The 19,847-nt window shown below is 69.1% G+C and carries 19 protein-coding genes; 3 read left to right on the forward strand and 16 right to left on the reverse strand.

Annotated features, from left to right (window positions below; all coding sequences use genetic code 11):
- Position 1: 1 nt before the first annotated feature.
- From atpA to D0D37_RS32850, 12 genes are all read right to left on the reverse strand, one after another.
- Positions 2-1,639, reverse strand: a complete 1,638-nt coding sequence (gene atpA, locus D0D37_RS32795; RefSeq protein WP_116204479.1) for a F0F1 ATP synthase subunit alpha — start codon at positions 1,637-1,639, stop codon at positions 2-4.
- 54 nt (positions 1,640-1,693) lie between these two features.
- Positions 1,694-2,521, reverse strand: coding sequence for a F0F1 ATP synthase subunit delta (locus D0D37_RS32800; RefSeq protein WP_116204480.1), 828 nt, complete (start codon positions 2,519-2,521; stop codon positions 1,694-1,696).
- A 6-nt stretch (positions 2,522-2,527) separates the two neighbouring features.
- Positions 2,528-3,076, reverse strand: coding sequence for a F0F1 ATP synthase subunit B (locus D0D37_RS32805; RefSeq protein ID WP_116204481.1), 549 nt, complete (start codon positions 3,074-3,076; stop codon positions 2,528-2,530).
- A gap of 28 nt (positions 3,077-3,104) precedes the next feature.
- A complete protein-coding gene (locus D0D37_RS32810) occupies positions 3,105-3,359 on the reverse strand; it encodes an ATP synthase subunit c family protein (protein WP_037815373.1) in 255 nt (84 codons plus the stop codon).
- 58 nt (positions 3,360-3,417) lie between these two features.
- Positions 3,418-4,203 (reverse strand): F0F1 ATP synthase subunit A, encoded by a 786-nt coding sequence (atpB, locus tag D0D37_RS32815; protein ID WP_116204482.1) that lies wholly within the window; start codon positions 4,201-4,203, stop codon positions 3,418-3,420.
- A gap of 381 nt (positions 4,204-4,584) precedes the next feature.
- The gene (locus D0D37_RS32820; RefSeq protein WP_208720259.1) at positions 4,585-5,076 is read right to left on the reverse strand and encodes a Cg1360 family ATP-synthase-associated protein; all 492 of its coding nucleotides are present in this window, start codon (positions 5,074-5,076) and stop codon (positions 4,585-4,587) included.
- A gap of 51 nt (positions 5,077-5,127) precedes the next feature.
- Entirely contained in the window at positions 5,128-6,285 is a 1,158-nt protein-coding gene (locus tag D0D37_RS32825; RefSeq protein ID WP_116204483.1) for a glycosyltransferase family 4 protein, read from the reverse strand.
- 91 nt (positions 6,286-6,376) lie between these two features.
- On the reverse strand, positions 6,377-7,027 hold the full coding sequence (locus tag D0D37_RS32830) for an L-threonylcarbamoyladenylate synthase (RefSeq protein WP_116204484.1): 651 nt from the start codon (positions 7,025-7,027) through the stop codon (positions 6,377-6,379).
- 138 nt (positions 7,028-7,165) lie between these two features.
- On the reverse strand, positions 7,166-8,356 hold the full coding sequence (locus D0D37_RS32835) for a hypothetical protein (RefSeq protein ID WP_244223758.1): 1,191 nt from the start codon (positions 8,354-8,356) through the stop codon (positions 7,166-7,168).
- Between the two features lie 129 nt (positions 8,357-8,485).
- On the reverse strand, positions 8,486-10,573 hold the full coding sequence (locus D0D37_RS32840; RefSeq protein WP_244223759.1) for a M6 family metalloprotease domain-containing protein: 2,088 nt from the start codon (positions 10,571-10,573) through the stop codon (positions 8,486-8,488).
- Between the two features lie 396 nt (positions 10,574-10,969).
- Positions 10,970-11,836, reverse strand: a complete 867-nt coding sequence (prmC, locus tag D0D37_RS32845; protein ID WP_116204486.1) for a peptide chain release factor N(5)-glutamine methyltransferase — start codon at positions 11,834-11,836, stop codon at positions 10,970-10,972.
- A 75-nt stretch (positions 11,837-11,911) separates the two neighbouring features.
- Entirely contained in the window at positions 11,912-12,256 is a 345-nt protein-coding gene (locus tag D0D37_RS32850) for a MerR family transcriptional regulator (RefSeq protein WP_116204487.1), read from the reverse strand.
- Between the two features lie 55 nt (positions 12,257-12,311).
- Between D0D37_RS32850 and D0D37_RS32855 the strand changes: the two genes are divergently transcribed.
- Positions 12,312-13,049 carry an alpha/beta fold hydrolase gene (locus D0D37_RS32855; protein ID WP_116204488.1) on the forward strand — a complete coding sequence of 246 codons (738 nt, stop codon included), beginning with the start codon at positions 12,312-12,314 and terminating at the stop codon, positions 13,047-13,049.
- Positions 13,046-13,825, forward strand: coding sequence for a TIGR03619 family F420-dependent LLM class oxidoreductase (locus tag D0D37_RS32860; RefSeq protein ID WP_116204489.1), 780 nt, complete (start codon positions 13,046-13,048; stop codon positions 13,823-13,825). The genes D0D37_RS32855 and D0D37_RS32860 overlap by 4 nt, the downstream gene beginning before the upstream one ends.
- A gap of 266 nt (positions 13,826-14,091) precedes the next feature.
- On the opposite strand, the gene prfA is transcribed toward D0D37_RS32860, so the two are convergent.
- Together prfA and rpmE are read right to left on the reverse strand one after the other, a co-directional pair.
- Positions 14,092-15,162: a peptide chain release factor 1 gene (prfA, locus tag D0D37_RS32865; protein WP_116204490.1), complete on the reverse strand. Its 1,071-nt coding sequence runs from the start codon at positions 15,160-15,162 to the stop codon at positions 14,092-14,094.
- Positions 15,163-15,243: 81 nt separating this feature from the next.
- Entirely contained in the window at positions 15,244-15,471 is a 228-nt protein-coding gene (gene rpmE / locus D0D37_RS32870; protein ID WP_116204491.1) for a 50S ribosomal protein L31, read from the reverse strand.
- A 233-nt stretch (positions 15,472-15,704) separates the two neighbouring features.
- Between rpmE and D0D37_RS32875 the strand changes: the two genes are divergently transcribed.
- The gene (locus D0D37_RS32875) at positions 15,705-16,229 is read left to right on the forward strand and encodes a CHAP domain-containing protein (protein ID WP_116204492.1); all 525 of its coding nucleotides are present in this window, start codon (positions 15,705-15,707) and stop codon (positions 16,227-16,229) included.
- 157 nt (positions 16,230-16,386) lie between these two features.
- Here the strand turns inward: D0D37_RS32875 and rho are convergent, their stop codons facing one another.
- On the reverse strand, positions 16,387-18,456 hold the full coding sequence (rho, locus tag D0D37_RS32880) for a transcription termination factor Rho (protein ID WP_116204493.1): 2,070 nt from the start codon (positions 18,454-18,456) through the stop codon (positions 16,387-16,389).
- Positions 18,457-18,862: 406 nt separating this feature from the next.
- Positions 18,863-19,747 carry a homoserine kinase gene (thrB, locus tag D0D37_RS32885; protein WP_116204497.1) on the reverse strand — a complete coding sequence of 295 codons (885 nt, stop codon included), beginning with the start codon at positions 19,745-19,747 and terminating at the stop codon, positions 18,863-18,865.
- Positions 19,748-19,847 lie beyond the last annotated feature (100 nt).

Consider the following 19,847-nt stretch of genomic DNA (forward strand, 5'->3'; position numbering starts at 1 on the left):
CTCACTTCTTCGGGGCGGGCTTGTTGACCTTGACGGTCTCCTGCCCGACCTTCTCGGCGGCCATCGCGTCGGCGTTCGACTCCAGCGGCTTGCCCTCGGCGGTGGTGAACTCCTTCTTGAATTCGTTCACCGCCGCGATCAGCGCGTCGCGGGTGTCGTCCTCGAACTTGCCGGTGTCGCGGATCGCGCCGAGGACCTCGGCGTGCTTGCGCCGCGCCGAGTCGAGGAACTCGAGGTTGAAGCGGCGCACGTCCTCGGTCGGAACCGAGTCAAAGTAGCCGTTCGTGCCCAGGTACACCGTGGCGACCTGCTCCTCGACCGGAATCGGCGAGTACTGCGGCTGCTTGAGCACCTCGTACAGCCGGGCGCCGCGCTCAAGCTGCGCCTTCGACGCGTCGTCCAGGTCCGAGGCGAAGGCGGCGAACGCCTCCAGCTCGCGGTACTGGGACAGGTCGATGCGCAGCGAGCCCGCGACGTTCTTCATCGCCTTGACCTGCGCGGCGCCGCCCACGCGGGACACCGAGATGCCCACGTCGATGGCCGGGCGCTGGCCGGCGTTGAAGAGGTCCGACTGGAAGAAGCACTGGCCGTCGGTGATCGAGATGACGTTGGTCGGGATGTAGGCCGACACGTCGTTCGCCTTGGTCTCGATGATCGGCAGACCGGTCAGCGAGCCGGCGCCCAGCTCGTCCGACAGCTTCGCGCACCGCTCGAGGAGACGGGAGTGCAAGTAGAAGACGTCGCCGGGGAACGCCTCGCGGCCCGGCGGGCGGCGCAGCAGCAGCGAGATCGCGCGGTAGGCGTCGGCCTGCTTGGTCAGGTCGTCGAACACGATCAGGACGTGCTTGCCCTCGTACATCCAGTGCTGGCCGATGGCCGAGCCGGTGTAGGGGGCGATCCACTTGAAGCCGGCCGAGTCCGAGGCCGGGGCCGCGACGATGGTGGTGTACTCCATCGCGCCCGCGTCCTCGAGCGCCGACTTCACCGAGGCGATCGTGGAGCCCTTCTGGCCGACCGCGACGTAGATGCAGCGAACCTGCTTCTTCGGGTCGCCGGTCTCCCAGTTGGCCTTCTGGTTGATGATCGTGTCCACCGCGACCGCGGTCTTGCCGGTCTTGCGGTCGCCGATGATCAGCTGGCGCTGGCCGCGCCCGATCGGGGTCATCGCGTCGATCGCGGTGATGCCGGTCTGCAGCGGCTCGGCCACCGGCTGGCGCTCGACCACCGAGGCGGCCTTGACCTCCAGCGGACGCCGGGTCGTGGTCTCGATCTCGCCGAGGCCGTCGATGGCGTGGCCGAGCGGGTTGACGACCCGGCCGAGGTAGCCTTCGCCGACCGGCACCGAGAGAACCTGACCGGTCCGCTTGACCTGCTGGCCTTCTTCGATGCTCTCGAAGTCGCCGAGGATGGCCGCACCGATGGAGCGCGCGTCCAGGTTCAGCGCCACGCCAAGGACGCCGCCCGGGAACTCGAGCAGCTCGTTGGCCATGGCCGAGGGCAGCCCTTCGACGTGGGCGATGCCGTCACCGGCGTCGGCGACGACGCCGACCTCTTCCCGCTCCACCGAAGGGGCGTAACTCGAGACGTAATTCTCGATCGCGTGGGCGATCTCGTCCGAGGAGATCGTCAGCTCCGCCATTTCGTTCCCGCTCTCGCTTCTCTTCTGTCCAGTGTGCAAAGTCTGTTGTGCCGCTCAGGCCCGGCTCAGCGTGCGGCGCACCGCCGCCAGCTGCCCGGAGGTGCTGCCGTCGATGACCTCGTCCCCGACGCGGACGACGAGCCCGCCGCCGAGTGCCGGGTCGATCTCGACGTGCAGCGCGATCGGCCGCCCGTAGATGCCGTCGAGCTTGGTCCCGAGAAGGGCCCGCTGCTCGTCGGTGAGCGCGTTCGCCGAGGTCACGTAAGCGACCGAGCGCTCGCGCCGTTCGGCGGCCAAGGCGACCAGCTTGTCGAGCCCGTTGCCGACGCCGCGCCCCTTGGCGCGCCGCACGACCTGCTCGACCAGGGTCTCGGTGACCGCGTCGACCTTGTCCGCGAACAGCCCGCGGACCAGGGTCCGCTTCGCGTCGGCGGGGGCAGCCGGGGCGGACAGCGCCGCCTCGAGTTCCGGGGCGCCCGCGACGATCCGCGCGACCTGGAACAGCTGAGACTCGACGGTTTCGATGTTCCCGGCCTTTTCGGCGGCGGTGAGCAGCGCCGAGCGGCCGATCGATTCGAGCCCGTCCACCAGCTCGCGGGGACTGGACCAGCGGCTGCCCGCCACGGTGTCGAGCACCTTCAGGGCCTGTTCGCCCAGCTTTCCGTCGAACAGGCGGCGGACCAGGCCCTGGCGGCTCTCCGGCGCGACCGAAGAATCGCCGACCGCGCGGCGCAGGCCGATTTCGCGGTCAAGGAGGTCGACGACCGAGAGCAGCTCGTCCCCGACCGAGACCGACACTGTGGGGTCGGCTCCGGCCAGCACCTCGCCGAGCGAGCGCTCGGCGAGGTCGAGCGCTTCACGGCTCGCAGCATGCAGCGTCATCTCTGGTTACTTCCCCGCTCCGTTAGTGGCCCCGGCGGTGTCCAGCTCCGCGAGGAACCGGTCGACGGTGCCCCGGCGGCGCGCCTCGTCCTCGAGCGACTCGCCGACGATGCGGCCGGCCAGCTCGACCGCGTTGCGGCCCATCTCGGCCCGCAGCTCGGCGACGATCTGCGCCTTCTGCGCCTGCAGCTGGGCGTGGCCCTGCGCCACGATCCGCTGGGATTCGGACTCGGCCTGCTCCCGCAGCTCCGCCTTGATCTGCTCGGCTTCGAGCCGGGCGTCGTCGCGGATCTTCGCTGCTTCGGAACGGGCGTCCGCCAGCTGCGCCTTGTACTCCGACAGCGCCTTCTCGGCCTCTGCCTGAGCCTTCTCGGCCTTCTCGATCCCGCCTTCGATCTTCTGCGCCCGCTCCTCGTACGTCTTCTCGAAACGAGGGACGACGTACTTCTTGAGGATGAACAGCAGGATCAGGAAGGCGACGATGCCGAGGATCAGTTCCGAGATGTCCGGAACGATCGGGTTCTCTGATGCGAGCACCACTTCGGTCTTCAGCACAACGTCTCCTTACGCGAGAGCGGACGACTCAGGCGGAGGCGATGAAGTAGATGACGATACCGATCAGGGCCAGCACCTCGGTGAGCACGAAGGTGGCGTAACCGATGCCCTGCAGCTTGCTCTGGGCCTCCGGCTGGCGGGCGGTGCCGTTGATCACCGCGGCGAAGATCAGACCCACACCAATACCGGGGCCGATCGCGCCCAGGCCGTAGCCGATCGCCGCGAGGCCCTTGTTGATGCTGACGGCTTCGGCGGCCTGCTGGGCCAGAACGATGTTGCTCACGAGCGTTTCCCTTCACTTCGGTCCGCGCACTCACGCGGATCGGGGTCTTTAGGTGTTCTCAGTGCTCCGACGCCAGCGCGGCGCCGATGTACCCCGCGGACAGCAGGGCGAAGATGTACGCCTGAAGGACCTGGATGAAGGCCTCCAGGAACGTCAGGCCGATGGCGAAGATCCATGCCACCAGCGACACCGGCTTCAGCGCGATGCTCGAGGTCTCGGTCAGCAGGAACGTGCCGCCGAGGGTGAAGACCGCCAGGATCAGGTGACCCGCGAACATGGCGGCGAAAACACGGATGGCGAGCGTGAGCGGGTTCAGGAAGAACTTCTCCGCGAACTCGATCACCGCGAACAGCGGCAGCACCGGGCCGGGGACGCCCGCGGGCGCCAGTTCCTTCTTGAAGTACGAGCCAATGCCGTGCTTCTTGATCCCGGCGTAGTGGTACATCGGGTAGACCACGAGCACCGACAACGCGATCGGGAACCCGAAGCGCGCCATGGTGGGGAACTGCAGGAACGGGATGACCCCGTACAGGTTGTTCAGCAGGATGAAGGTGAACAACGCGAAGATGACCGGCACGAAGCGCTTGAAGTCTTTCGAGCCGATCTGCTCGCGGGCGATGTTGTTGCGCGCGAAGTCGTAGATGAACTCGGCCACGAACTGGCCTTTGCTCGGGACGACCTTCAGCTTGCGCGTCGCCAGCAGGAAGTACCCCGCGATGATGATCACCGAGAGCACCACCAGGAGCATCGGCTTCGTGACGAAGCCGAACAACGGCGGCAGCTCAAAGCTTTCGGCGCCAGGGGGCGCGAAGGTCGCACCCTCGGTCAGTACCAGCGCGGCCACTGGGCTCCTCCCGGTTCTCCCGGCCGGCGTTCACTCCGCCGGGGGAATCGTCACGATCTGGACTTAACGTACCCGATACGCATCGGGACGCCGGAGGCGGCGGTACCCACCGTGCGCGGAGCCAATCAGCCGATCCGCGTACGAGGGATGTCTCGCGTGAACACTGCCCTGCGGTCTACTTCGGACCAGGCGAGAGAGGCGGAACCATCCGGTCGCCACACTGCTGATCGCGGTTCGTCGTCGGGAGTGCGCGGCCGAGCCGCCACCCATGACGCGGACCATACCAGCAGGTCAATCAGTGCCGTACAGGCGTACTCCTTACCAGCCGAATGGTCCAGGACTTAGGTCCCGGGTCCGGCTGGGACCCTTGTCCCGAATCCGTCAATTCGAGGTGGGAATGATGGTCGGGATACGCGCTTTGCGGAATGTCGCGAACTCCACGGCGGCGGCCACGAGAATGGCGACGATCATCGTGATCCCGAGCGAAAGCGGGTGCAGCACGGTGACGCCCTTGAGCAGAGTGAGCGCGAGGAACAGCAGGATGACCTTCGCCGCGTAACCGCCGAGAGCGATGAGCATCACGAGCGACGGGTCCTGTCCGGCGGATACCTTCATCATGCCCAGCGTCGACAGCGAGGCGACCATCGCCAGCACGCCGCCGACCAGGGCGCCGAGGAAGCCGTGCAGTCCGTTGAGGACGGTGAAAAGCACGATGCAGACCAGGATGAACGGAGGGGTGTAGAGCAGCGAGGCGCGCGTCATCGAGCGCGCCAGCTGGCGCACCGGAGCGGCGTGCGGGTTCTCGGGAGCCTTGGCCTGAGCCGCTGCCTGGGACGTCTCGGGCGTCGTCTCCGGCGTCTCGGTGTCGCTCACTGCATTCGCTCCTCGTTCGGTTCGACCCGCCAGTATAGACCGCCCGGGAAGTCAGACTCCGTGGCGGTGCCGGGAACGCAGCCGCGGCACCAGGGAAACGAGCACCGCGACCACCAGCGCGGCGCCAATCGACCAGAACACGACCGGGCTGTCGAAAATGGTGATCGAGACCGCGCCGAATGACAGGATTCCGGCCCACAAATAGATCAGCAGCACCGCGCGCCGTTGCGAATGGCCGATTTCCAGCAGCCGGTGGTGCAGATGCATTTTGTCCGCGGCGAACGGGCTCTGCCCGCGCCGCGTGCGCCGCACGACGGCCATCACGAGGTCGAGCACCGGCACGAAAAGCACCGCCACGACGACCACCAGCGGCGACAGCAGGGCCAGCGCGTCCGAGGCGGAGAACCGGGTGTAGTTGACTCGTCCGCTCGCCGAGGTGGTGGCCCCGGCGAGCATCAGGCCGATCATCATCGATCCGGAGTCGCCCATGAAAATTTTGGCCGGCTGGAAGTTGTACGGAAGGAAACCGAGACAGGCTCCGGCGAGCGCGGCGGCGATGAGCGCGGGCGGGTACGAGCCGAAGTCGCCGCCCGCGTTGTCGAGCAGGCCGAGCGAGAACACGCAGGTGGCCGTCGCGGCGATGAAGCCGAGGCCGCCGGCCAGCCCGTCGAGGCCGTCGACGAAGTTCATCGCGTTGACCATGACGACGACCATGACGACGGTCAGCAGCGCGCCCTGGTTCTTGTCCAGCACCAGCACCGAGCCGATGGAATCGCCGTTTCCGCCCCACGGCACCCAGAACGACACCCACTGCACGCCGAAGATGACCAGGATCCCGGCGCACATGACCTGTCCGGCGAGCTTCGTCCACGCGTCGAGTTCGAACCGGTCGTCCAGAATGCCGATGAGCGAGATGACGCCGGCCGCGAGCAGCACGCCCACCGCGTCGTAGGAGACGTCGAAACCGTGGCTGAGCGCGGGCAATTGGTGCGCGAGGCCCATCGCCGCGGCGATCCCGAGGTAGATGCCGACGCCGCCCATCCGCGGGATCGGCTTGACGTGCACGTCGCGCGCGCGAGGGTTGGCGATCGCGCCGATCCGGATGGCCACGCGCCGCACGACGCCGGTCAGCAGATAGGTCACCGCGGTCGCGGTCAGCGCGACAAGCAAGTACTCCCGGATCGGGAGAAGTCCTTGGACTACAGGCATGACCGCGTCACGCCCGCCGGGAGGTCGAAGTCACCGCGCCACGCTACCGCGCCCGCGTGCGGCCCGGGTGAACGGCAGTCACTTCCCCGGCTCAGTCCAGCGTCTCCTCGGCGACGCCGATCACCTCGGCGATAGCGGCCTTCGTGACCGCGCCCTCGCGCAGCACCACCGGCTTGTCGCCGGTCAGGTCCACGATGGACGACGCCACCGCTTCGCCGCTCGACCCGCCGTCGAGATACACCGACACCGAATCGCCGAGCTGCTCCTGGGCTTCCTGGGCGGTCGAGGCGGGCGGACGGCCGGAGACGTTCGCGCTCGACACCGCCATCGGGCCGACGTCGCGCAGCAGCTCCAGCGCGACCGGGTGCAGCGGCATCCGCAGCATCACCGTGCCGCGCGAGTTGCCGAGATTCCACTGCAGACTCGGCGCGTGCGGCAGCACGATCGACAGGTCGCCGGGCCAGAACGCCTCGATGAGCGCGCGCGCCTGCGGCGGGACGCCGAGCACCAGACCGTCCACAGTGGACCAGGAGCCGACGAGAACGCCGACCGGCATGTCCGGGCCGCGGTTCTTCGCCCGCAGCAACGCCTGGACGGCGCCGGAGTCGAACGCGTCGGCGCCGATGCCGTACACCGTGTCCGTCGGCAGGACGACCAGCCGGCTCGACCGCACCGCGGCAGCCGCCGCGGACAGGCCTTCGGCTCGGGATTCGCGCTTGCCGCAGTCGTAGACCGCACTCATGCCGGGCAGCCTATCCCCCGTCGCGCGGGTTCTCGGAGCACCCCGACCCGGTGCGGGGTGCAAAAGTCCGTGAGGGGAACCCTGAGGGACTCTGATTCCCTCAGGGTTCCCCTCACGGACATCTGTGGGAGCCAGTGGTCAGGCACCGTAGCTGGCCTGTTTCACCGCGAACACGTTCCGGTTCCCCTGCCCCTCCTGCAGGGACCACAGGAGATCCGCGTCCTTCGGGTCCTCCCAGTACGAGATGCTCTCCCCGCTGCTCACCCAGGCGTGCGTGGCCGGGCCCGCCGTCGGGGTCCAGTAGTAGAGCTGCTTCTGCGCGGAGGAGTTGAACCACCAGCGGCCGTTGTGCGAGGCGACGCCGTTGAGGTTGTACCAGGGCAGCTTCAGCGCCTGGCTCGCCGTCGTGGAGGCGGCGAACGTCGTCGCTCCCGAGGCGAACGGGAAGCGGATCGCGCGCGGGGCTCGGTTCGGGTAGTCGGTGCAGTCGGCCTTGCAGGTGTACTCGGTCATCACGATCGACTTGGTCACCCGGTCCAGCGAGATGCTCGACCAGGCCAGGTTCGTGCCGGACGTGGTGTGCGCGGCGACGGTGCCGACCTGCGGCAGGACGTAGCGGTAGTTGTGCGCGTAGTACTGGCCGCCGGAAAGGCCGATCTGGTCGGCGGTGCCGCCCGAGTTGACCTCGAGGATCTTGCGCATGTCGAAAACGCGCATGCCGCCGCCGGTGTCGGCGACGTACAGGTAGTCGCCGTACCAGGAGACGCCGCCGGCGTGGATCGGGATGTCCTTGTAGTTCGGCGAAGCGGTGGTGCCGGTGGGTTCGACGAGCAGGATCTTGCGGTACTTGTTCGGATACGTCGCGTCCCAGTCGGCGAGCGTGATCCGGCTGCGGACCTGCTTGCCGCCGCACTTGTCGCGCGTGTACCAGCTGACCGCGACGAGCTGGTGCCCGTCGTAGTTGCCGCCGTTGTCGCCGCCGACCGCGTCGCGGCTGGTGGTGATGCCCTGCGGGTAGTTGGTGCAGTCGCCGTTGTCGCCGTCGTCGAAGCGGAATCCGCCGGTGAGCCCGGCCGGTTTGAAGGTCGACGGCAGCGGTTGGCGGTCGTGGTTCGCGTTGTCCATGACGGTGTGCACCGGCACGGTGTGCAGTTTCGACGCGAGACCGGAGTAGGCCGCGTCGTATTTGTGGTAATCCGAGGTCAGCGTGTATTCGCTGGCGGGCAGTGTGGTCGGTCCGGCCGCGGCGGACGCGGTGGTCGCGCTCGCGGTGAGCGCACTGGCGGCGATGAGCACGGCGCCGCATCCGGCGGTGATTCGATGACGCAAGAACATGACTCCCCCAGAGTCTGATCGTTCGGCCGCCCCAAGGTAGGGGGTCGCTCGGTGGCGGGGCAAGCAGTTCCCGCCCAGCCGGAAGGCGCCGTCCGCCGCGGGAGGAGACGGCGCCTTCCGGGTTCAGAATCCGATCGCGGTGCAGGCGGTGGTCGTCGTCTTCGCCGGGTCGGCGATCGACGTCGCGGTCAACCGCACGCGAGCGGTGTGCGGTGCGTCTGCCGAGCGTTTCGCGTACGCCTGGATTTGCGTCGAGGCGCCGAACTTGGCCGTGGCCAACGCGTTCGGGAGCCGGACTTCCCAGCCGCGGGTGTCGGTGGACGCGGTCAGCCGGTAGGTGTCTTGGTCGTACGGGGCCGCCGCGCCGCGTGCCGAACCCTGGTTCGACAGGCGGAAGTCGCAGGTCGCCAGCCCGCCGTGGGTGAACGCGGGCAGTGCGGGCCACAACCACGCGCCCCGCGTCTGCGGTCCGGCGCCGTCGAGCGACGCGACGGTGACCGTGTACGACAGCACGCCGCGGCTGTCGCGGTCGAGATCGGTGACGAGGAACCGCAACCGGTTGGCCTCGTCGGTGTACTCGTAGCCGCTCGCCGCGCCGGTGCCCGCCTTGAACGTGGCGTCGTTGAGCTGCCGGTAGTCGCCGACGGTGATCTTGACCGGCGTGCCGTCCGGGCGGACGTAGTCGGTCAGCCCGATGTCCTGCGGGTTCGCGTCGACGATCCACTCGAACGGCGCGGCGTCCCTGGCCTTGGTCTTGGCCAGCAGGACGCCGGAGTCCGGTGCGAACGAATCCGAACCCATCCGGTCGACGACCTCGACGCTGTAGTGGTCGTAGCCGCCGCCGTCGCACTTCGGGTCCTTCGACGGATCGCACTTGGGCGAACGATCGCCGCCGGTGAGCGCGATCGTGATGCCCGCGTACGCGCCGGAAGCGGGATTCGCTTCCCGAGCAGTCACGCGCGCGGTGACCGGACCGGTCGTCGCCAGCTGGTTCCGGTCGAGGTTGAGGACGGAATTCGGATCGACGATGCCGAGCTTGAGTTTGTTGCGCAGCATGTGGTGCGCGCCCATCGAACCGCCGTCGGTCGCTGGAATCTGCCAGCGCGTGTGCGGGCCGCCGGGACCGTTGAAACTGCCGCGCGACAACATTTCCCACGGCCCGGTGTAGGACCGCCGGGGCGGATCGCCGAACGGGTTGTTGTAGTTGTCGCCGATGCCGAGGATGTGGCTGAACTCGTGCGCGAACACGCCCTGGCCGGAGCTTTCCGCCTGGGTCGAGGATCCGTTGGCCGCGTTGGGCCAGATGCTTGCCGCCGAGGCCCACGACGTCCACGGCACGTAGCGCGTGTGCGCCCAGTTCTGGTCGCCGGGTTTGCTGCCGGGCGGGCCGAATTCGGCGGGCACCTGTTCCTTCGAGCCGAATTTCATCTCGCCGAATTCCTGCCACGTCGAGCTTTCGTCCTGGCCCGCGGAGAGGAAGAAAATGAAGTCGAACTGGTCGGCCACCGGACCGACGTCGGCGCGCCACGCGTCGCCCGCGTCCTTGCGCAGGTCCCGGGTGCAGTCGGCGTTCGCCGGACAGTCCTGCGGCTGGAATTCCATGCCGTACTCGAAGGATTTGCCGGGCATCCGGTAGGGGCCGAACGCGGTGAGGTCGACGCCGAACCGCCCGCCGGAATCCTCCATCCAGTACTCGTTGATGGTGTGGCCGTGGTTCAGGGTTTCGGGTTTGTTGAGGAAATCCTGGTAGTGCTGCGCGACTTTCTCGCGCGGCAGGTTGTTCACCGACGGCGACGGATTGCCGAAGACGGTCGAATGCGGCGGCTTCGTGACGACGAAATCCGCGTCCGGGTAGTCGGCCAGCACGACGGCGCCCTTGAACTTGCGGACGGTCGGTTTCAGCGACGGGTCGGCCCAGTTGGTGCCGGGCACGTGGCGGTAGTCCTGCCAGGTCATGCTCGCCTGGTCGGCCCAATGCGCGGAATCGAGCGGCGCGGGCCAGCCTTTGACGAGCGGATCAGCCGCGGCGGTCCCGGCGAGCAACGCGGGAGCCAGGGCCGCGACCGCCACGACGACGGCTAGGCGGCCTCGGATGGTCCGAGTGCGGGTGGTCCGGGTGCGGGCGGCGCCGAGGCGGGTGGCCCCGACGCGAGTGGTCCCGACGCGAGTGGTCCGGGTGCGGTGATTCCGGCGGGGTAAGGGGGATCTCATCCTCGCTCCTCACAGTCCGCCGGTCCGCCCGGCGGTCCCGAGGCCCGACGCTAACGGTGATCGTTAGGCGGGCGAACGAAATCCACCCCGCTGCCGCACGACGAAAGTCGGGCAAGACGAGCGGGAAGGGGCAAATGGCCCAGCGCCGCCGTCCGGGGCTGCGGGAAGCCGTGAGGGGAACCTTCACGGACTCTGAGTCCCTCAGGGGTCCCCTCACGACCCGCGGCTGTCCGTGAGGGGCCCCTTCACGGCCAGCGGCGGTCTGCGAGAGGCCCCTGCACCGACCTGGGCCGCGCGGAGTTCGCCTAAGGGACGCCAGCTGTCCGTGAGGGGCCCCTTCAGGGACTTGGATTCCCTCAAGGAGTCCTTCACGGACTTCCCGGGCAGAGAGAAGCCTCAGCCCAGCCGACGGGCGGTGACGAATCGGGCGCGGCCCGTGTAGTCCGGGTGGTCCTCGACGCCGGTCAGCACCCGCCGGGCCCGCACCAAAGCCGGGACCGCCGAACCGTGCGTGTCGTCGTGTTCGATCGCCAGCCCGCCGCCCGGGCGGAGCAACCGCGCTCCGGCCGCGATCGCGTGCCGGATTACCGCCAAGCCGCTTTCCTCCGCGAAGACCGCGCGCGCCGGGTCGTGTTCGCCGACCTCCGGCGGGACCGGCGTGCCCTCCGGCACATACGGCGGGTTGCAGAGCACCAGATCCACGAGACCGTCGAGTTCGGCGAACATCGTCGGGTCCGAGATGTCGCCGGAGTAGAGCCGGATCGGCGTGTTGCCGGCCGCGGTGTGCACGTCGGCGTTGTGCCGGGCCCAGGCGAGCGCCTGCGGGTCGACGTCGACCGCGTAGACCACCGCGTCCGGGCGTTCGTGCGCGAGCGCCAGCGCCAGCGCGCCGGAGCCGGTGCAGAGGTCGACCACCACGGGATATTCGCGGCCCTGCAGGAACTTCACGCCCCATTCGAGCAGCAACTCGGTCTCCGGCCGAGGGACGAACACGCCCGCGCCGACGTTGACCGTGATGTTGCCGAGCGCGGCCCATCCGGTCAGGTACTGCAACGGGATTCGCTTGGCGCGCTGCGCGACGAGCTGCCCGATCGCGTCGATCACCGGCGGGTCGACCAGCGGCACCATCGGCAGCCTGCCCCGTTCGACGCCGAGCACGTGCGCGGCGATGAGATCCGCGTCCGACCGCGGCGATTCCACGCCCGCCTCGGTGAGGATCCGGGTGGCCTCCATGATGGCCAGGCGCAGCGGCTGCCGATTCACTGGTCGTCCTTCACTCGTCGAAGCTGCCCCCAACGGGGGTGCTGCTCAGCGTATCGACCCCCGGCCGCGCGAGCCTCACGCCTGGCCGAGATACCCGGACAGGACTTCGCGCCGCTGGGCGAGGTCCCCGATCCGGCGTTCCACTTCGGCCAGTTCCCCGCGCAGCCTGCGCACCAGATCGGGGCACAGGTCGAGGTGCGCGGCGGGACCGATCGCGCAGTCGAGCATCTCGGCGATCATCTCCGTGGTCAGGCCCGCGGCCAGGAGTTTCCGGATCTGCAGCACGCGGACGATCGCATCCTCGCCGTACACGCGGTATCCGCTCGTGTTGCGCGTCGAGGTCAGCAGCCCCTGCTCGCCGTAGTAGCGCAGCAGCCGCGACGCCACGCCGGTGCGCTGCGCGAGTTCGCCGATAAGCATCCGTTTTCCCCTGCGTCTGGCCTTCACACTGGTGTCAATCCTTAACGTCGCGAACATGACAGAACATTTCGCGCCCCTCGTCGGCGGCCACGGCCCCGGTCTGCTGCTCGCCCACGGTGCGGGCGGCGGAGTGCAGGCCAACTTCGGCCCGCTGCTGGACGATCTCTCCCGCACGCACACCGTGGTCGGGGCCGATTACCCCGCTGCGGGCGGCACGCTCGACGACCTGGCCGACGGGCTCGTCGCGACCGCTGTCGACGCCGGTGTCGAGAATTTCACCGTCCTCGGCTACTCGCTCGGCACGGCGGTCGCGGTCCGCGCGGCCACCCGGCATCCGGACCGCGTGACCGGGCTCATCCTCACCGCTGGCCTCGCCCGGCCGGACGCGCGGATGGAGCTGGCGCTGGACCTGTGGGCGGAGCTGCTGAAAGGCGACCGCACCCTGCTCGCCAAGTACCTGATGCTGGTCGCCACCAGCGAGCCATTCCTCGCCGCGTTCACGCCGGAGCAGCTCACCACGGCGGTGGCCGGGCTGGCCGAATCGGTGCCCGAGGGCACGGCGAAGCAGGTCGAGCTGGTTCGATCCGTCGACACCCGGGCGGAACTGGAGTCGATCGCGGTCCCGACGCTGGTAATCGCCACGACGCTGGACGCTCTCGTGCCGCCGAAACACTCGCGCGAGCTGGCCGACGGCATTCCCGGCGCGGAACTGGTCGAGATCGAGTCCGGACACGGCATCACTGACGAAGCGCCGGACGCCTGGCTCACCGCGATCCGGAAGGTGCTGCGATGAGCCGCCAGGTCGTCCTCCCGAACGAATCGCCCGACCTGACCCCGCGACGCCTCGCCGACCTCGCCCGGCTGGCCGAGGAACTGGGCTACGAATCCGTCTGGCTGCCTGACCACGTGCTGCCGCCGGAACCGTTCGGCGAAGTCTTCGGCGGCGTGTACGAGCCCCTCGCGACGCTCGCCTACCTGGCCGCAGCGACCGAACGCGTGCAGCTGGGCACGTCGGTGGTGATCGTGCCGCTGCGCGAACCGCACCTGCTCGCCAAACAGGCCGCGACGATCGACCGGCTGTCCGGGCATCGGCTGATACTGGGCGTCGGCGCGGGATGGAACGAGCCGGAGTTCGCGGAGATCGGCGCGGATTTCTCCCGGCGCGGAGCTGCGCTGGACGAGACGCTTTCGCTGCTGGACCAGCTCTTCACTACCGGACGCGGCCGGGCTGGCGGGTACTTCGAGCCGCGCCCGGAGGGGCGGATTCCGATCCTGGTCGGCGGAAACTCGACGGTCGCGCTGCGCCGGGCGGTTCGGGCCGGGGATCAATGGCTCAGCGCGGGCCTCTCGCCGGAGGCTTTCGCGGAACGGGTCGCGACGCTGGCTCAGCTTGATCCCGCGCATCGCGTGCGGCGGATCGCCCGGCAGCAGTTCGACAGGGATCTGGCAGAGGCGGTCGAGACTTACCGTGCTTATCGAGAGGCGGGCGCGGACGCGGTGGCCGTGCACTTCGGGGGTGACGACGGGTACGAGGAGCGAATGACGGCGTTCGCCTCGGCAACCGCGTGACGCCAGCCGGATCGGCCGCTGGAAGGTGCGTCCGGTTTGTTTACGGGTCCGCGCAGCCGTCATCGCAGACTCTGTTGCTCATCCCGCTTTTCGTGCTCGCGATCGTGGGGGCGGGCACCTTGGCGATCCAGTCCCGGGCGACCCGGCCAACGCGAAATACCGCGAGGCCAACAGGTACCACACGGTCTTCGAATCCATTGTGGACGGAGAGCACGACACGAAGGCCGATCTCGCCGCGCCCGGGCTGCCGGAATCGTTCGAGCGAATCAGCCCGCCTGCGAAGCGAGCCGCTCCTCCCGGTCAGCCGTCGCCAGTGCGTCCAGCACCCCGTCCAGCTCCCCGTCCAGAACCTGATCCAGGTTGTACGCCTTGTAATTCACCCGGTGATCCGAAATCCGGTTCTCCGGGTAGTTGTACGTCCGCACCCGCTCCGAACGGTCCACCGTCCGGACCTGCGAACGGCGCGCGTCCGACGCCTTCGCCGCCGCTTCTTCCTCGGCGACCTGCTGGAGCCGCGCCTGCAACACCTGCAGCGCCCGCGCGCGGTTCTGGATCTGCGACTTTTCGTTCTGACACGACACGACGATCCCGGTCGGAAGGTGCGTGATCCGCACCGCCGAGTCGGTGGTGTTCACGCTCTGCCCGCCCGGGCCCGAGGAACGGAACACGTCGATGCGCAGGTCGTTCGGGTCGATTTCGACCTCGACCTCTTCCGGTTCCGGGTAGATCAGCACACCGGAGGCGGACGTGTGGATGCGGCCCTGCGATTCGGTCGCGGGCACGCGCTGCACGCGGTGCACCCCGCCCTCGAATTTCAGCCTTGCCCAGACACCTTCGACGTCCGCGGACTTGCTCTTGAGCGACAGCGTGACGTCCTTGTAGCCGCCAAGGTCCGACTCCGTCGAGTCGAGCACCTCGGCCTTCCAGTTGTGCCGTTCGGCGTAGCGCAGGTACATCCGCAGCAGGTCGCCGGCGAACAGCGCGGATTCCTCGCCGCCTTCGCCGGACTTGATTTCCATGACGACGTCAGACCCGTCGTACGGGTCGCGCGGCAGGAGGAGTTCGGTGAGTTTCGCTTCGAGCTGCGGGATTTTCGCCGTCAGCTCGTCGGCCTCGGCGGCGAACGTCGCGTCCTCGGCCGCGAGTTCCTTGGCTGCGGAAACATCGTCGCGGGTCTGGTCCAGCTCGCGCACCGCGCGCACTACCGGGCTCAGCTCGGCGTAGCGGCGGCCCAGTTTGCGGGCCCGGGCCTGGTCTGCGTGCACCGCCGGGTCGGCGAGCTGCTGTTCCAGCCGCGCGTGCTCGTCGAGCAGCCCCTTGAGCGAACTCGAATCCACTTCGCCGTCTCCCTCTCGCGAACAAGCCCGGACAGAACAACGGCGCCCACCCGGGCGTGCGGGTGGGCGCCGTCGGACAAGCTACTTGGCGTCGGACTTCTGCTGACGCTTGCCGTAGCGCTTCTCGAACCGGGCAACCCGGCCACCGGTGTCCATGATCTTCTGCTTGCCGGTGTAGAAGGGGTGGCAGTTCGAGCAGATCTCGACGTGGATCTGACCCGACTCCTTCGTGCTGCGGGTGACGAAGCTGTTCCCGCAGTTGCACGTGACGGTCGTGGCCACGTAATCGGGGTGAATACCGCTCTTCATGGTGTCCTCTCTCGTTGGCCCCGGGTCCCCAGTGCGGGGTGAACCGGTGCCGGACTTCAGCGGGTCATTCTGCCAGACGTGCTGACACGGGCTTCAACACACCCCGGTGACCAGGTATTCCGCCATCCGCCGCGACGGCGGGCAGTGAAGGACATTCGCATTGTACGGATTTTGTACCTGATGGCGTGAAGCTGGCCGAGTTCGTGAATCGCTCACTTACTGGAGGTCCGGACATGCGCACGACCGACCTGCTCACCCGGCTCGCGAAGCCGGCCGCCGTGCTGGCGCTGGCCGCGTCCGCCGCGGTTTTCGCGCCCGCCGCGAATGCCGCCGACGGGATCACGGCGGCGGATGTGAATTCCGCCGCCGGGACGTTCTCGGAGGTGTCCGAGGCGAATCTGACCGGCGCCGCGGACGGCACCCCGGCCGGTGCGGTCGCTTGGTACAAGTCGCACGCCGGAAGCACCGGGTGGGAGCATTACTGCGAGAAGGCCGCCGAGAATTCGTACGGCACCACTGGGGTTTGGGCGTCCGCCAACGCACATTGGAACGGGGCCAGCCCGAAGCACACCAGCGGCAAGCCGCCCGCAGGTTCGTTCGTGTACTGGAACATCAGCGCCTACGGCCACGTCGGCATCGCGGACGGCAACGGCGGCTTCTACGCCACCAGCGTCGGCGGCAAGATCGGCCACGGCAGCTCCACGAGCTACTTCAACAACTACCGCGGCTGGACCCCGGCCGCCGTCCCCCGCCACTGAGCTTTCTGCCGCGCCACCTCCCCGGTGCGGCAGAAACGTCCGTGAGGGGAACCCTGGGGGACTCAGAGTCCGTGAAGGTTCCCCTCACGGACCTCCACACGCAACCGGCCCGCCCCCGAAAAGTGCTGGGGGCGGGCCGGTTGCGTGAAGCGGGAACTCAGTCGTCGTCTCCGCCGCCGAGGGCGGTCTTCGAGACCTGCATCAGGAATTCGATGTTGGTCTTCGTCTTGCGCAGACGCGAGATCAGCAGGTCGATCGCCTGCTGCGAGTCCAGCGCGTGCAGCACGCGGTGCAGCTTGTGCGTGACCGCCAGCTCGTCCGGCGAGAGCAGCAGCTCTTCCTTGCGAGTGCCGGACGGGTTGACGTCCACCGCCGGGAACACGCGGCGCTCGGAGATCTTGCGGTCGAGCTTGAGCTCCGCGTTGCCGGTGCCCTTGAACTCCTCGAAGATCACCGTGTCCATCGTGGACCCGGTCTCCACCATCGCGGTCGCGAAGATGGTGAGCGAGCCGCCGTTCTCGATGTTGCGCGCGGCGCCGAGGAAACGCTTCGGCGGGTACAGCGCGGTCGAGTCGACACCACCGGACAGGATCCGGCCGGACGCGGGCGCGGCCAGGTTGTAGGCCCGGCCAAGACGGGTGATCGAGTCGAGCAGGACGACCACGTCGTGGCCCATTTCGACCAGGCGCTTGGCCCGTTCGATGGACAGCTCGGCGACCGAGGTGTGGTCGGACGGCGGGCGGTCGAAGGTGGAGGCGATGACCTCGCCCTTCACCGACCGCTGCATGTCGGTGACCTCTTCCGGACGCTCGTCGACCAGCACGACCATGAGGTGCGCCTCAGGGTTGTTCGTGGTGATCGCGTTCGCGATGTCCTGCATGATCGTGGTCTTGCCGGCCTTGGGCGGGGACACGATCAGCGCACGCTGGCCCTTGCCGACCGGCATGATCAGGTCGATCACGCGGGTCGTGAGCTTGTGCGGCTCGGTCTCGAGGCGCAGCCGCTCGTTCGGGTACAGCGGCGTCAGCTTGGTGAAGTCCGGACGGCGCTTGGCCTCGTCCGGCTCCAGGCCGTTGATCGAGTCGACGCGCACCAGCGGGTTGAACTTCTGCCGCTGCTGCTCGCCCTCGCGCGGCTGGCGCACGGCACCGGTGATCGCGTCGCCGCGGCGCAGGCCGAACTTGCGGACCAGCGACAGCGACACGTACACGTCGTTCGGCCCGGCCAGGTAGCCCGAGGTGCGCACGAAGGCGTAGTTGTCGAGCACGTCCAGGATGCCGGCGACCGGCAGCAGGACGTCGTCCTCGCGGATCTCGGTGTCCGGCGCGCCGCCCTCGGGGCGGCCGCCTCCGCTGCCCCGGCGGCGGCGGTCGCGGAAGCGGCGCCCGCGGCGGCCGCCTTCCTCGTCGTCGTCCTGCGGGCCGTTGTTCCGGTTGTCGTTCCGGTTGTCGCGGCTGTCCTGCTGGTTCCGCTGCCGGTTGTCGCGGCTGTCCTGCCGGTTGTCCTGGCCGCCGCGGTTGTCGCGGTTGCCGTCCCGGTTGTCCTGGCCGCCCCGGTTCTCGCGGTTCTCGCGGCTGTCCCGGTTGTCGCGGCCGTTGTTGTCCCGGCTGTCGCGGTTGTCCCGGTTGTTGTCGCGGTTGTCGCGGTTGCCGCCCTGGCGGTCGCCGCGCTGGTCGCGCTGGCCGTCGCCCCGGTTGGCGCCGCCGCGGCGGCGGCGGTTGCGGCCGCCCTCCTCGGACTGGCCGTCGGACTGTCCCTCGGAACGGTCGTGGCGCTCCGGGCGCTCCTGCGCGGCGGGCTTCTCGGCGGGAGCCTCGGCCTGCGCGGTCTCCGCCTTCGGAGCCTCGGCCTTGGGCGCTTCCGCCTGGACCGGCTCCGCCTTGGGAGCGTCCGCCTTCGGCGCGTCGGCCTTGGCCCGGCGGGCGGGCTTCTCGGCCTTCTCCGCCTTGACCGGCTCGCCGACGCCGTCGAGCGGCAGCGTCTCGGCCGTGCCCGCGGCGCGCTTCTTGCTCTTGCCCTGGCGCTCGCGGATCGCGGCGATCAGGTCCCCCTTGCGCATGCCGGTGGTCTCGCCCACACCCAGTTCGCCCGCCAGCTGGCGGAGCTCGGCGATGACCATTCCGGACAAGCCCCCGGTGCGGCGCTTCGGAGCGGCCGCGGCCCCATTGGTCTCAGCGGCCGCGGCGGGGGTCTCCACGTCGCCGCTCAACAGATCGGTGTTGCTCACACATGTCCTTCCTGACCGATCCACGTTCCAGGTGGATCAGCGGACTGCCGCCGGTAGCGAGACGGCTTCTGCCTCCGATGCGGACGGCTCGCGCCCAGCCGTGCGAGACACAGCGAAGCGCCGCCAGCACAGGGTGTTTGCCCCCTCCGGACGGAGAAAGCGGAATTCGGCACCGCCGGAACCGGAAACCCGCCTGCGTCCCTCCGCCTCCCGCGAGCCGGGCGGTGCGGAATCGGCGGATCGACGAAGGATGCGGACCGGAGCCGCCGCTAGGGGCGAACAGGCCCGGCATCGGGTGCGGAAACGCACGGTGATCGAACGCCCCCGAGGGTAGACCGCGCCCTGTCCGGGTGCAACAACCACCCCCCGCGTGGCGCACGCTGCCGCCCAGCCTGTGACCAGCTCGTCACCTGGCCACAACCTGCACGCCATCGCGGTCCACGGGCAATTCGGCGACGTCGAACCCTTGAACGTCCACGCCCGCCGGGAGTATTCCCGTCAGCGTGAGAGCGAGCACAGTCGGACCGGCCCCGGAGATGGTCGCGGGCACGCCGCGGGCACGCAGCGTGCGCACGAGTTCGGTGCTCGCCGGGTACGCCTCGGCGCGGTAATCCTGGTGCAACCGGTCCTCGGTGGCCGCCATCAGCAGTTCGGGCCGCTCGGTGACGGCCAGCACGGCGAGCGCCGCCCGTCCCGCGCTGTGCGCCGCGTCGGCGTGCGGCACCCGCGCGGGCAGCAGGCCGCGGGTCGTGTTGGTGGACGACTTCTCCGCCGGCACCGCGACCACCGGCCGGATCGCCGGGTTCGGCTCCACGCGTTCGGCGCGGAACCGGCCGTCCTCGGACCACGCCACCACGAGCCCGCCGAACAGGCTCGCCGCCGCGTTGTCCGCGTGGCCCTCGAACTCGGCTGCGAGCTGGAGCGCGTCGGCGTCGAGCGGACGCTCCGCCAGCGCGTAACCCAGCGCCACGCCGGTCACCACCGCGGCCGCCGACGACCCGAGGCCGCGCGCGTGCGGAATGCTGTTGTGGCAACGAAGGTGCAGACCTGGGACCTTCTGCACGTCCAGGTGTTCGCAGGCTCGCCGGATCGCGCGGACCACCAGGTGGGATTCGTCGGTCGGCACGTCCTCGACGCCGCCAGCTCCCGCGTCGAGCACCTCGATCTTCAGGCCGCCCTCGGTGACCTGCAGTTCGACCACGTCGTAGCGGGCCAGGGCGAGGCCGAGCGCGTCGAATCCCGGGCCGAGGTTCGCCGTCGACGCCGGGACCGTGGCGCGGAACCCGCGCAGCGCCGTCACGACCGCGCCCCAACGAGGTACGTGAGGGGAACCCTGAGGGACGCTGATTCCCTCAGGGTTCCCCTCACGGACCGCTCGGTCGCGCTGTGGG

The sequence above is a fragment of the Amycolatopsis circi genome (genome assembly GCF_003385235.1).
Classification (GTDB): Bacteria; Actinomycetota; Actinomycetes; order Mycobacteriales; family Pseudonocardiaceae; genus Amycolatopsis; species Amycolatopsis circi.